The 12,856-nt window shown below is 50.0% G+C and carries 11 protein-coding genes; 5 read left to right on the top strand and 6 right to left on the bottom strand.

Annotated features, from left to right (window positions below; all coding sequences use genetic code 11):
• The first annotated feature begins 55 nt into the window (after nucleotides 1–55).
• From C7R92_RS00175 to C7R92_RS00150, 5 genes are all read left to right on the top strand, one after another.
• Complete coding sequence (locus C7R92_RS00175) at nucleotides 56–1,501, top strand: YheC/YheD family endospore coat-associated protein (RefSeq protein WP_106832805.1); 1,446 nt, start codon at nucleotides 56–58, stop codon at nucleotides 1,499–1,501.
• Nucleotides 1,502–1,506: 5 nt separating this feature from the next.
• Nucleotides 1,507–2,595, top strand: a complete 1,089-nt coding sequence (locus C7R92_RS00170) for a YheC/YheD family endospore coat-associated protein (RefSeq protein WP_106832804.1) — start codon at nucleotides 1,507–1,509, stop codon at nucleotides 2,593–2,595.
• 3 nt (nucleotides 2,596–2,598) lie between these two features.
• Nucleotides 2,599–3,975 (top strand): YheC/YheD family endospore coat-associated protein, encoded by a 1,377-nt coding sequence (locus C7R92_RS00165; RefSeq protein ID WP_106832803.1) that lies wholly within the window; start codon nucleotides 2,599–2,601, stop codon nucleotides 3,973–3,975.
• A 41-nt stretch (nucleotides 3,976–4,016) separates the two neighbouring features.
• On the top strand, nucleotides 4,017–5,324 hold the full coding sequence (locus C7R92_RS00160; RefSeq protein ID WP_106832802.1) for a YheC/YheD family endospore coat-associated protein: 1,308 nt from the start codon (nucleotides 4,017–4,019) through the stop codon (nucleotides 5,322–5,324).
• A 334-nt stretch (nucleotides 5,325–5,658) separates the two neighbouring features.
• Nucleotides 5,659–6,480 (top strand): hypothetical protein, encoded by an 822-nt coding sequence (locus tag C7R92_RS00150; protein WP_106832801.1) that lies wholly within the window; start codon nucleotides 5,659–5,661, stop codon nucleotides 6,478–6,480.
• A 57-nt stretch (nucleotides 6,481–6,537) separates the two neighbouring features.
• Here the strand turns inward: C7R92_RS00150 and C7R92_RS00145 are convergent, their stop codons facing one another.
• The 6 genes from C7R92_RS00145 to glmS form a co-directional block, all read right to left on the bottom strand.
• Nucleotides 6,538–7,044 (bottom strand): hypothetical protein, encoded by a 507-nt coding sequence (locus C7R92_RS00145; RefSeq protein WP_106832800.1) that lies wholly within the window; start codon nucleotides 7,042–7,044, stop codon nucleotides 6,538–6,540.
• Between the two features lie 68 nt (nucleotides 7,045–7,112).
• Nucleotides 7,113–8,792, bottom strand: a complete 1,680-nt coding sequence (locus C7R92_RS00140) for a hypothetical protein (protein ID WP_106832799.1) — start codon at nucleotides 8,790–8,792, stop codon at nucleotides 7,113–7,115.
• A gap of 3 nt (nucleotides 8,793–8,795) precedes the next feature.
• Nucleotides 8,796–9,662, bottom strand: coding sequence for a hypothetical protein (locus C7R92_RS00135; RefSeq protein WP_244195602.1), 867 nt, complete (start codon nucleotides 9,660–9,662; stop codon nucleotides 8,796–8,798).
• Between the two features lie 47 nt (nucleotides 9,663–9,709).
• Nucleotides 9,710–10,732: a bifunctional UDP-N-acetylglucosamine diphosphorylase/glucosamine-1-phosphate N-acetyltransferase GlmU gene (gene glmU / locus C7R92_RS00130; RefSeq protein ID WP_106832797.1), complete on the bottom strand. Its 1,023-nt coding sequence runs from the start codon at nucleotides 10,730–10,732 to the stop codon at nucleotides 9,710–9,712.
• The gene (locus C7R92_RS00125) at nucleotides 10,729–10,935 is read right to left on the bottom strand and encodes a hypothetical protein (RefSeq protein ID WP_017250728.1); all 207 of its coding nucleotides are present in this window, start codon (nucleotides 10,933–10,935) and stop codon (nucleotides 10,729–10,731) included. Before C7R92_RS00125 ends, glmU begins: the two co-directional genes overlap by 4 nt.
• A 56-nt stretch (nucleotides 10,936–10,991) precedes the next feature.
• Nucleotides 10,992–12,824, bottom strand: a complete 1,833-nt coding sequence (gene glmS, locus C7R92_RS00120; protein ID WP_106832796.1) for a glutamine--fructose-6-phosphate transaminase (isomerizing) — start codon at nucleotides 12,822–12,824, stop codon at nucleotides 10,992–10,994.
• Nucleotides 12,825–12,856 lie beyond the last annotated feature (32 nt).

The raw sequence follows: 12,856 nt of genomic DNA, 5'->3' as shown, positions 1-12,856 counted from the left end.
ACGTTTTGGATGCTCATACCATAGACTAACTTTGCCTGATGGGAAGGGGATACTCATGTCCTACGTTCCAACAATCGTTGTCGAAAACGAGATAATATCGGAAGTAGACCTTTACCTGCCCCAGGCGCACTTGCGCAAATGGAATCTTTCAACACCGTCCACCATTGCGGTCCAATTTGGGAGCAAAACCGTTTCCGCACGCGTAGGCGTTTGGGAACGGGGAGGCAAAACCTCGGGTAAAACCTTCATTCGACCATCATTAGCTCAATCACTTCATCTACCCAGGGGCGTTCCACTCTTAGTCCGTTATGATGCGAGTCAGAAAACAATCGTTTTCGGACCGTATGTAGGTGTTCTTGTTTCGAGCTACAATGCAGCGTTCTCGCAAGGACCGTTTGGACACCTAAACTCTTTCTTCCAGGAGATGTCCGATATCACCCGTAAACGCGGAGGTATCCTTTGCGCATTTCGGCTTCAGGATGTCAACTGGGATGCGGGAATCGTGCGCGGAATCGTTAGAAAAGGAGGCGTCTGGAGACAAACCTTACTTCCGCTTCCACAATGCATTTACAACCGACTCGTATCCCGCCAACGCGAACGAAGTGAACAGATGGCCAACTGGGTTCAACGCTGCAAGGACGCTTCCATTCCCTTTTTTAACGAGCGTTTTTTGAATAAGTGGCATGTACACGCCGCTCTCGAGAATCAACCGACAGCCTCTGAACATCTTCCCAGTATGGTTCCTTATTTGAAACAGGAAGACCTGCGGCAAATGCTATCTACGTATCGCACCATTTATGCTAAACCAGCTAACGGCAGCATGGGACGCGGGATCATTCGAGTTCGCAGTTCGCCCGAGGGATACCAGCTAGCGTTCCCCGGAGGATTGCGCAAATCATTTGCTAGCATTCAGGGCTTACATCAGTATTTGCAAAAAAGGACAAAAGGCACATCCTATTTGCTGCAACAAGGGTTACGGTTAATCGGCATCCAAGGACGACCGACAGATTTTCGTGTATTGGTACAAAAAGACCGAAAAGGCGAATGGTCCGTCACTTCCATGGTAGCTCGCCTGGGATTAAACCACATTGTTTCCAATATATCCAGAGGCGGGCAGATGATGACTCCCCTTCAGGCCCTGCGAGTTTGTGGACCATGGGCGGGCACGACTCGACCATCCCCTCAAACGTTACGCGCAGTAGCACTTAAGCTCGCGATCCTTTTAGAAGAATCACTGCCTGGGCAGTACGCAGAATTCGGAATTGATCTGGGAGTCGATGTCCATGGACGGGTGTGGCTATTGGAGGTCAACAGCAAGCCATCCAAGTCAGCCAAAACAGTTCCGCTGCCTGAGGGTGCCGAAGAGCTGCCTCGGCGTGCTCGCCCTTCTGTCCTTCGCATGCTGGATTATTCCGCCTTTCTAAGTGGTTTTCCCCGGACCATTCAACCACAAAAGACGATAAAAAGAAGACCGAAGCGCAACAAAAACAGGCGAAGGTGACCTACATGACAGCATCCGAGAGAAGTCTTGGTATCATGGCCCGGTGCCAAGGCTCCCACTTTGTAGACAAAGGGTACTACAAAAAGCTTACGCTCTATGGACGCAAGCACGGCATTCGCGTCTTCGTTTTTTCACCACGTCAGGTTAACTTTTCCACCCGTATGGTAAAAGGCTTCGAATATCGCAATGGGTCCTGGCACGCAAAAGACTTCCCAATCCCCGCCTTTATCTATGATCGTTGCTTTGTGGGCCCATCTTATCGCCACTATAAACCATTTGTGGAAAAGTTGCAAAACGATCGCAACATTACGTTTTTGGGGCATGGTCTGTCTGGAAAATGGCAGGTGCACCAGATGCTCGTGAAGTCCTCTCTCCTCGCCCCGCTGCTACCACCTACTGAAATATTCTCATATCCTGTGCTCCATGCAACCTTGCAAAAATACGGGGCAGCCATCATCAAGCCGATGGCGGGAACTCACGGTATTGGCGTCGTGAGAATCAAAGAAATGCGCAGTGGCTATGAAGCTTCTGGACGAAACAGAGACAATAAGCCTTTCACCAAGCGAATTCGTGACACTGCCGAATTAAAAAGTTTTGTGTCTATCTTTACTGCCGGCCGCAAGTTCCTGGTACAGCCCTATTTGGAGTTGCATACCCCGGATGGTACCCCTTTCGATGTCCGTGTACTGGTTCAAAAAAACGGGCTGGGTAAATGGGGGACAACTGGCAAAGCTGTGCGCCTGGGAGACAAACGCAGTATTACCTCCAATTTGCACGGAGGAGGGAAAGCAACATCTCTGGCCTCTTTCCTGCCCCTTCACTTCACATCCGCAAAAGCGGCACGCATCGAGCAAACAATCAACCGAGTGGCAGAAGAACTTCCCCGTTTTTTGGAAGAGTCACACGGCAGACTCGTTGAGCTGGGAATCGATATTGGCATTGACACCGCAGGTAATGTTTGGATCATCGAGGTAAACAGCAGACCAGGGCGAACCGTTTTTCGCATGATTGACGACCCGACTGCACAACTGCATTCGATTACTCAGCCTGTTCGCTACGCCCACTATCTTATGAAAGAGCGTGTAGGAGGTTAAAGCATGGAAACGTTCAGAATGCGGCTTCGCTTCCTTTCCAACCCCCGTATCATTGGGATTATCCTGCCAGCTACTCTCTTCCAACAGCTCCAGCTACGGCAACGCCAAAAAATTAAAGTCTTACTGGGTAAAAAGGAAGTAGTCGCAACGGTCTTACAAGATAAACGCAATCCGGATACGAACGTCATGAAAGTGACGACGCTCTTGCAAACGGAGCTGGGCATTCCTCACCCTGGCTTAATCCAGCTCAAACTAGAGGGCTCCGCACTCCGGATCGGTCCTTCAATCGGGATCGTTACGACTGGCATAAGACGAGATCCCAAGCAACCAATTGGCCCTCGCACCTCGTTTTTTCACAATCTGTTACAGGCTCAAGAAGGGAAAGGCGTTTTCTACTATATATTTTCCCCATCCGATGTGGACTGGGAATCCAATACAGTCAAAGCGTGGTTTTTGCGCAGAAGCAAGTCAGGCGGCTACTTTTGGAAGAAGCATGTTACCGCCATGCCCGATGTCGTCTATGATCGTATCCCCTCTCGTTCGGCAGAAAAACATGAAGCCGTTCAGGAATTCAAATATCGACTCGCCAGCTACCCCAATTTACCGATGTTCAATCAGGGCTTTTTTAACAAATGGGGTGTGCACCAGCTGCTGTACCCGAATCCAGAAGTGAATGAGCATATCCCGGAGACTTACACCTCTCCTTCTCTTACAACTGTTCGAAACTTGCTGCGCAAATACCCCATCGTTTATTTGAAGCCCAAAAATGGAAGTCTCGGGTACGGTATTGTCAAAGTTGTTCGCCAGGCAGGGGGTGGCTTTACTGCCTCCTATCATACAGGCAGCGGCAATGTAAAAAAACAATTTTCCAAGCTATCCAGCCTTTATCAGCATGTCTTCCGCAGTCGTCGCGTCAGTTCGTATCTGGCACAACAGGGCATTTCGCTCATGACATTCCATGGACGACCGTTTGATTTCCGTGTTCACTTGCATAAAAACCAGCAAAACGAGTGGGTCGTCTCCTGCACGGCAGCCAAGGTTGCCGGTTCTGGCAGCGTAACTACCCACGTACGCACAGGTGGAACTGTCATCCCCGGCGATGACCTGTTGCAGCACCTGTTTGGCAGACAAAAAGCCCTCATGACCCAGCGCGTTTCCGACGCGTCGATTCGACTCGCTACCGCGATTGAACTGGCAAAAGGGATTGATTTAGGCGAATTGGGGCTGGACATGGGGATTGATACGCAAGGCCATGTCTGGATGTTCGAAGCGAATTCCAAGCCTGGACGTTCTATATTCAAGCACGCCCGTCTCAGGGAGGCTGATCACGAATCACGCAAGCTGCTCGTCGATTATAGCTGTTACTTGGCCAATTTCTAGTCGCACGCGATCTGTACCGTGTTTCAGGAAGGAGGAACACCATGCTTCAGCAGCGCTCCGGGTGGCTGACGATCCTCCCTAGCGGTAGATGGTTCGTACAGTTACCTCGGCTAGTCCTTAAACGCTCGCCAAAGCCACTGGTCGCCAGTCTCGGTCCCTTTTCTCATACGAAACGGATATACGCTGGTTTACCCCGCGTGCAAGCAAGCCGCATTCGTACACGCATTAACTGGAAAATGGCGGGCGACTCCCTGAAGCTTGGCCCATTATTTGGCATACTGACCGTTGGTGAAGGGGCAACATTTTTAGGGAATCGCGAGAACTTCAAGGATATTACACAATCGGGAAAGCAATGGGGTGCGCTCGTATATGTGTTCACTCCACAAGGAATCAATTGGGAGAAGAAAAAGGTGCGCGGCTATTTGTACAACAATCGTCTAAACTCGTGGCAAGAGGTGATTCTACCTTTCCCCCATGTGGTTTACAACCGAATTCCGACGAGAAAAGCAGAACGGCGACCTGAAGTCCGAAGAGCATTGAACCGCATTCATGAGATGCCAAATGTCACCTTGTTTAATCGACGCTTTTTCGACAAGCAACAGCTGTTTACGATGCTTGAATCCCACTTAGAAGTGCAAGCTTTTCTACCGGAGACGAAACAGCTGGACACCTTGGCTCGCTTTCGCAGTTTTTGCACGGAACATCGCTTTGTCTACTTGAAACCTGTGCGCGGTAAAGCTGGTCAGGGAATTATGCGCATTGATTTCAAAAACGATAAGTGGTTCCTGCAACGGTTAAAGGAGCACAAGGCCATTACTCGCCGCTTTTCCAATTTGAATGATGTATGGAAGCACATTAGACTTCATGTCAAACAGCAGAAGTACATCATGCAGCAAGGGATCCGTCGTGCCCATTACAACGGCAAACCTTTTGATGTGCGCGTCCTCGTACAGAAAGATGGCGAGGGCGAATGGTGCGTAACCGGAGTTGGCATCAGAAGGTCTGGCTCGCAAAGCATCACCACTCATGTGCCACGCGGCGGCTCGATCCACTCGTTATCAACCGTTATGCAAGCCTTGTTTACAAATAATCACGAACAAATGGAAAGACACATTCACGATACAGCGCTCGCCATCGCCCGGTCTTTAAATGCAGAATGGACGGATTTGGCTGAGATGTCGATGGACCTTGGCTTGACAGAAGAAGGACAGCTATGGCTTTTTGAAGCGAATGCAAAGCCGGAGAAATTCGATGAACCATCGATTCGACAATTATCGTTAGCGAATTTGATCCACTACGCACAGCATGTCTCCTGCTTGCAAAACAAGCGAGGGATTGCCGCAGGATAAGGGAGTCGAGCAGCTCTAGCGTTCCCAGACGACCTTGGTGCGATTTGCCCGTCAGGAAGGGGAACGGCGCATCACCCAGCGAACGACTGGCTGACGCGATTGACCCTCAGGATGTTGGTTCATAATGGGTCAATCCTTCCTGATTGTAGATATACGCTACCGCAATAAGTGAACGGCATGCTGGCTGTACGTGCGGGTAGCACTGAACAATGAGGCAAGTCTCACGTTTTGATCTAAAGGAACATGCCGTTTAGACTCCGGCATGTTTTTTTCGTTTTCGGATGCATGACCTGATCGACCTTGGAAAAAATACTCCATGGAGGTGGTCTTAACCATGACCCATTTACTTAACAATATGATGCACTCCCAACAACAACCCCAATTTTTGGGAGCAATGAGCCCTGCAGGCACGATGTTCCAACAAGGATACGCCGGAACAAACGTACAGGAAGTACAGCATTGGAACCACGGAGGGCATGCCCAATCCATCGGGACCCCTACAACGGGCATGTCCTACGGTGGTGCACAATCGATCTTTTCCCCTGGCTTTGCGAATACCAATGTCCAGGAAGTAAGACAGCTCAATCAGGCTGGTTATCCTCAACAACAACATCAGCAGCAATATGGCTATGGGCAAAATCAAGCGCTTCAATCCATGCAAAACCAATTCACCGGCTATGCACAAGGCCAGCAAGCTGGCTACATACAAGCACAGCCTTCTTATCAGCAATCGGTTGGACAAGGCTCCATTTTCTCTCCGGGCTTTGCCGGCACGAATGTACAAGAGGTTCAAGCCCGCAATCAAGCTGGCTATAGCGGTTACGGAGGACAAGCTGGCTATACGAATCAAGCAGCGTATCCACCATCGATGACTGGCAGTATTTTTGCGCCTGGTTTTGCCAATACCAATGTCCAGGAAGTTCGCCAGTTGAATAACACTGGCTACGGCATGCAAGCGCAACAAGGTCAGCAGCAGCAACCTCAGCTTCAACCACAGGCATATGCTAATCAAGCATACAGCAATCAGGCTGGCGCAGGAGCACAATCGGTCTTCTCTCCTGGCTTTGCAGGCACGAATACGCAAGAGGTTCGCCAATTGAACACCCCAGGCCAGATGGCTCCTCACACAGGCTCCATTTTCCCTGGCACTTTCTAAATGAGAAAAGCGTGACCATCCATCGCGACGGTCACGCTTTTTGTTATAAGTGATAGTTTACCGGTCTGCATTTTCCCAAATCGACTGATACACGGCATGCAAATCTTGCAGACTCTCTTCATCCACTGTAAAAATGATGCTACCAAACATGTAGGCATCATTCTGCACGCAGGACCATCCATCCCCGGTTGGTTGAAACTGCGCCTCCACACACGCCTCCGTCTGATCGAGCAGTTGCCGTACCGCTACATGCCTTTCCAACGATGATCGATATCTTTCCATCACTTGCGCAAGGCGTTCATCCTGACGGGCCAGCCGATACAGGGCAAGCTCAATCTGGAGCCAGCAGGTCACATAAAAATGGAACTCCAAAAATAACGTGTGTACGGCTGCACGGATTTTGTCGTGGTCACCAGCTTCCAAGGCTGCACGTGCTTCCTGCTTTTTCTCCTGAATCAGGTCAAAATGACTGACTGCTCCACGGTAAAACTTGCGCACCACGTTGTACAACATCTCTGGCGTACGCTGCGGAAGATTTCGATGTCGGTTTTGCACATCTCGCATGGCTTGTTCTCCTCTTTCCGACGCTCGTTTTCTTCTATTGTACAACAATGGTGCATGGTGCAGGCAGCCTACTCTTTCCCGTTTTTCCAGTAGTCATAAGCATGAATGGCGAGCCCCCAATAAGAGGAGTACCGATCCAGTGCTTTTGTCACCAGATCCAACTGTCGATCCATTTCGCCCATGCCTTCCTCGTAAAAGGTGATCCCATTCCCTTCGTGGCTCTCTTTTGTCTCCACGGCGACGACCAGCTTTTTCTGGAGGCTCTCTGCGTACTTCATCTGATTTTCAACCAAGCCGATGATGCCAGGAGCTCGATCGCGAAATGCCATCAAGGTCGTATGATCAAGCTGTTTGATCATCCAATGCGAAAACGGCAATTCGGGCTGACCCGGAGTCGGTGTCTTGTCCAGCCAGGCAGCGAGGTCGACGCTTGCTTCTAAGGAAGTTCCGTTCTTGGTCTCCTCAACGAAAGCCTCGATGTTGCCCATCCACTGGCGTAAGACTGCCTCTTTATCCTCGCGCCAGACAGGAAGGACATATGGCTCGATATCTAAGTGAATGCCGTGAAACTGCTCTTCTGTCGAAACAGACTCATTGTAGGCTTTCACCCAATTCACGAGTTTCATGATCTTGCTCCGACTTTCAGACATCGCCCAAATCGGATGACCGCCCATCGCATGAACCTCGATCCCCGCTTCACGAGCCTCTCTCACGAAATCGCGATAATAGGAAGTCGGCTGCTCCAAATCAAGACGAACATAGAGGAGATTCACCCCGTTTTGTTCCGCAAAGGAGAGAATTTGCTCCTTTTCCGTGCCAATCAATTCTGCACGCCATATGTAGGTGCCTTTGTAGCGCTGCTTCGTTGCCGGGGGCAGTGGAGTCGCCTCCTTCCAGTAGCGATAATCGTGGATCGCGACACCAGAGAAGGACGGATGCTGTGCCAAATGTGCAGGCAATTGCTCTAATTGCTGTTTCATGAGAGCCGGGCCTTCCTCTGCAAAAGAAGAGTGGTCTTCATCTAGCGGCTTTATATTTACAGCAACCAAGACACGCGTCTCTAATTCATCCGCTTCCTTCATTTCCTGATCAATCAAATTCAGGATGCCGTTTTGACCGGAAAGTGTGTCACGATACGCCATGATACATACCGTATCAAACTGGCTCATCATCCATTTGGACAAGGATATCTCTTCTGGTCCCGGAAGGGGAATATCGTCCAGCCAAAATGGAATGGCTGCACTGGCAACCAAATCCTCATCTTTTGACACCTCTGCTGTGAACGCCTGCACATTAGCTTGCCATTCACGGATAATCCGCTTCTGATCAGTCTCCCAAAATGGCAGAAGATACGGCTCGATATCTAACTGAATCCCGCGAATCCGCTCATTCTTTTGCGCTTCACGGTTGTAGCTTTTTACCCAGTGGACGATGTTCATCATCCGCTTTTCATTGCTTTTGAGCGCCCACGCCGGGTGGCCGGCTACCGCATGAACCTCGATCCCCATCTCTGTCGCTTCGCGGATAAAATCGCGGTAGTATTCATAGGGCTTGTTCATTTCGATTCGCAAGTAAACGAGATTAATATCGTTACTTTTGCAGAAATCGAGAATCTCTTGTTTCTCTCTCCCGATCATTTCGGATTGCCAGATCCACGTTGCCTTACTCTTCTTCTCCGCGGGGGAAAAGCCGAACAGAAAGCCGACTGTCAGGCAGAGAACACTCAAATAGATGCGCGCAGCTTTCATTCGTCAAAGTTGCCCCTCTCGTTGACTGGCGTGCTTCCAGCTCTCGTAATCATGGATCGCACTTCCTGCAAACGCCGGATTGTTTGACAGCTCCTCCTGTAAAATGGCCAACTGGTTGTTCATCTCTTCTGTGCCTTCTTCATAAAAGCTCACATGAGCGCCTTCCATCGTTTCCATGATGTTGACGCCTACGATGACCGACCCTTTTTTGTGTACATTGGCATCATCGACGATCTTTTCTACGATTTCGACGATCCCATTTTGCCCAAGGGCTTGATTGCGGTAGGCCATTAGTGTAATACTGTCGAGTCGCTGCACCATCCAGTTGCTCACTTTCTCATCACTGCCAGGAACGTTTACGGAGTCGATCCAAAAAGGCAAGTCGGCACCGACAGCGAGATCCGTATCCTTCTTCGTCTCTGCTGCCAGATAGCTGACATTTTTCAGCCATTGCCGGACGATTTCTTCCTGGTCTTCCTTCCATTCAGGCAACAAATACGGCTCGATATCGACGTGAATCCCCGAGAATCGTTCATCTGACTTGGCACTGCGATTGAACGCCTTCACCCAGGAGATGAGATCATCGATGCTTTGGCGATTCGCTGTTAACGCCCAATTGGGGTCACCGCCAAGCGCCTCTACTTTGATGCCTGCTTGGTTGGCTCTCTCATTAAAGGTACGATACGTCTGAGGCGCAACTGCTGCTGGTTCAACGTGAAGATAGATCAGGTTGATGTCGTTTTTCTCGGCAAACTCGATCATTTCATCGGTTTGGGTCTCCATTTGCTTGGCATCCCATATCCAGGTTGCTTTTGTCAGTGCGGAGCGGGTGTTTGCCAACGACAGCATGATGATCGAAGCCACTGTCACAAGGAGCAGTGCTATCCAAAGCCAGCTATATCGACGAAGTACCTGCATCAGTGCTGGTCGATACCGTACTGTTGTGTCGTCGCACCCACTCCCGTAAAAGCCCGCTCACCAAACGTACTGCCGTCAACCGCTGAAAACGGCTGAATTCTCGTGTAATCCTCGATGCTCTTGTTTTTGACCAAAGCGTGCGGCCCGATCTGGCAGCCTTCACCGATCTGCGTGTCGCCAAAAAGGCAGGTTCCTGGATAGAGCACCGTATCACGCCCGATCATTACATCAGAATCGATGTACGTCGAGCTTGGGTCTATCATCGTAACTCCGTTTCGCATATGGAAATCGTTGATTCGCTTGCGCATCAGCTGTTCCAAATCTGAGAGCTGCACACGATCATTGACGCCATTGCCTTCTTCGGGATCATCCGTTGCAAACGCCGCTACCAAATGACCCTGCTCTTGCAAAAGACCCAGGACGTCCGGCAAGTAAAACTCCCCTTGCGCATTTTCGTTTGAAACCATCGGCAGCATCGAAAACAGCTTTTGATTGTCGAAGCAAAAGATTCCGGTGCTAATCTCGTTCACCTTTTTTTGTCCCAAGGTCGCGTCTTTTTCCTCGATAATTTTTCGGACATCGCCGTTCTCGTCGCGAATGATCCTGCCATAGCCAGTAGGCTCGTCCACAATGGAGGTCAAAACCGTGGCTGCTGCCTGTTTGAGCTGGTGATACTCGAGCAAACTTCGCAGCGTCTGTTCTTGTACGAGTGGTGTATCACCATTCATGACAATCGTCACGCCATCCTGCGCCCCGAGAATTTCGTGGCTCATCCAAACAGCATGAGCGGTCCCAAGCTGTTCCGGTTGATACGCATACTGAACGCGGTTTTTCAGTTCCTCTTTGACCACTTCGGCTCCGTGACCGACAACGACGACCAAGTGGCGAAGTGACAATGCTTCTAATGTCTCTACGACATGCTTAATCATCGGCTTCCCGCATATTGGATGCATGACCTTGTAGAGTGAAGATTTCATTCTGGTTCCTTTTCCTGCTGCCAATACTACTGCATGTATGTTCATCCTATCGCCTCCGTCTTGGTCAGCTCCCCTTTTGCAAGCTGACCTTGTTGGATTTGCTTATCGAAGTATGGTTTCAATTCATAAGTCAGTGTGTCAATCATCATGGTCAAATCAATGTCTTTCCTCTGCACGCCCAGCTGATAGGCCTGAAGCATAATCTCCAGTAATTTCTCCTGATTCAACGTCCGCTTCGAGGTGTTCATTCATCGTTCCCCCTTTCTTCATTCCTGTCTTACTTCATAACGACTGACGTTTGTGTTTACTCAACTGTTACACTTTTGGCCAAATTTCGTGGACGATCTACGTCATTCCCGAGCGCAACAGAAGTGTAATAGGAAATGAGCTGGAGGGGGATAACGCCTAGAACAGGTGTAAGCAAGGCATCTGTCTGCGGAATCAGGCAAACATCATCAACCGAGCGATGCAGCTCTACATGTCCATCTAAGGTAATACCGAGAACTTTTGCTCCACGGGCTTTTACTTCTGTAATATTACTAATCATTTTCTCATGCAGCTCATCCTGTGTAGCCAAGGCAATCACTCTCGTTCCCTCTTCGATTAGCGCCAGCGTGCCGTGCTTTAGCTCCCCTGCCGCATACGCCTCCGAGTGAATATATGAGATTTCCTTCAGCTTGAGCGAGCCTTCCATAGATACGGCATGATCGAGTCCTCGTCCGATAAAAAACAGATGCTGCTCGTCCTTAATCGATTCAGCGAAATGACGTATCTGATCCGCATGCGCGAGAATATGCTCGACTTGATCCGGGAGTGCGGTCAGTTGGTGAAGCAGTGAAGCACGGGTGTGAGCGTCCAGTGTCCCCTTCGCTTGCGCCAAATAGATGCCGAGTAAGTAAAACGCAATCAGCTGCGAGGTGTATGCCTTCGTCGAAGCCACCGCGATTTCCGGACCTGCATTTGTCGTAATCACGTCATCGGCATCACGGGCAATCGAGCTGCCGACTACATTCGTAATAGCGAGTACGGCTGATCCGTTTCGTTTGGCTTCACGCATGGCTGCCAACGTATCTGCTGTCTCCCCTGATTGGCTGACGGCAATCGTAAGTGTATGAGGTTGAAAGAGTGGGCGACGGTAACGAAACTCCGACGCTACATCTACTTCTACCGGAATCTGTGCCAGTCGCTCGATCACATGCTTGCCGATCAAGCCTGCATGATAAGCGGTACCGCATGCGACAATGTAGATTTTCTCCACACGCTTGGCATTCACTTCTGATAACTGAAGATTAGGAAAAATAACTTTTTGCTGGGTAGCATCGATTCGACCTGTCATGGTATTACGCAGGGCGCGCGGCTGCTCGTAAATTTCCTTTTGCATATAGTGAGCAAAGCCGTCTTTTTCCGCTTGCTCCTTATCCCACTCAATCCGCACCAGCTCTCGCTCAATTGGCTCCGTCGTATCCAGACGCATGACGTGAACAGAATCTTTGGTCAGAATCGCCAGGTCTCCATCTTCGAGAACGTACACATCGCGCGTATGCTCCAGGATCGCCGGGATATCAGAACCAATGAAATTCTCGTTCTCCCCTACCCCGATAATCAACGGGCTCGCCATACGAACTGCAATCAGCTTGTCAGGCTCATGCTCCGTCATCACACCGAGAGCAAATGCTCCGCGAATTTTGCCAGCGACCTTCTGTACTGCCGCAACCAGGTTGTTGTCGTATTCCTGCGCCAAAAGGTGCACGATGACTTCCGTGTCCGTCTCCGAAGTAAACGTCACGCCCTTTTCAATCAATTCCTGCTTGAGATCCAGATAGTTTTCGATAATGCCGTTATGCACGATCGAGAACTTGCCGGATTGATCAAAATGAGGATGAGAGTTTTCGTCAGACGGTCTTCCGTGAGTCGCCCAGCGCGTATGACCAATGCCGATGGAGCCATGCAAGCCGGACTTTTGGGTTTGGCTCTCCAGTACATCAATTCTGCCTTTTGCCTTGCGAATGCCGATGGTTGCTCCGTCACAAATCGCAATGCCAGCTGAATCGTAGCCTCTGTATTCCAGCTTTCGCAGCCCATTGATTAGAATCGGCTGCGCTTCCCTGTTCCCGATATATCCCATAATTCCGCACATGTCTTCGGTTCCTCCCTTGTTGCGTAAAATGT

It is taken from the genome of Brevibacillus porteri (assembly GCF_003013475.1).
Taxonomy (GTDB): domain Bacteria; phylum Bacillota; class Bacilli; order Brevibacillales; family Brevibacillaceae; genus Brevibacillus; species Brevibacillus porteri.
Note: the sequence above shows the minus strand (reverse complement) of the source record. Positions and strands in the feature narration are given on the sequence as shown.

Excerpts from the sequence above, each read along its gene's own strand:
- C7R92_RS00175 (WP_106832805.1), top strand. The coding sequence starts at position 56 with ATGTCCTACGTTCCAACAATCGTTGTCGAAAACGAGATAATATCGGAA.
- C7R92_RS00170 (WP_106832804.1), top strand. The coding sequence starts at position 1,507 with ATGACAGCATCCGAGAGAAGTCTTGGTATCATGGCCCGGTGCCAAGGC.
- C7R92_RS00165 (WP_106832803.1), top strand. The coding sequence starts at position 2,599 with ATGGAAACGTTCAGAATGCGGCTTCGCTTCCTTTCCAACCCCCGTATC.
- C7R92_RS00160 (WP_106832802.1), top strand. The coding sequence starts at position 4,017 with ATGCTTCAGCAGCGCTCCGGGTGGCTGACGATCCTCCCTAGCGGTAGA.
- C7R92_RS00150 (WP_106832801.1), top strand. The coding sequence starts at position 5,659 with ATGACCCATTTACTTAACAATATGATGCACTCCCAACAACAACCCCAA.
- C7R92_RS00145 (WP_106832800.1), bottom strand. The coding sequence starts at position 7,044 with ATGCGAGATGTGCAAAACCGACATCGAAATCTTCCGCAGCGTACGCCA.
- C7R92_RS00140 (WP_106832799.1), bottom strand. The coding sequence starts at position 8,792 with ATGAAAGCTGCGCGCATCTATTTGAGTGTTCTCTGCCTGACAGTCGGC.
- glmU (WP_106832797.1), bottom strand. The coding sequence starts at position 10,732 with ATGAACATACATGCAGTAGTATTGGCAGCAGGAAAAGGAACCAGAATG.
- C7R92_RS00125 (WP_017250728.1), bottom strand. The coding sequence starts at position 10,935 with ATGAACACCTCGAAGCGGACGTTGAATCAGGAGAAATTACTGGAGATT.
- glmS (WP_106832796.1), bottom strand. The coding sequence starts at position 12,824 with ATGTGCGGAATTATGGGATATATCGGGAACAGGGAAGCGCAGCCGATT.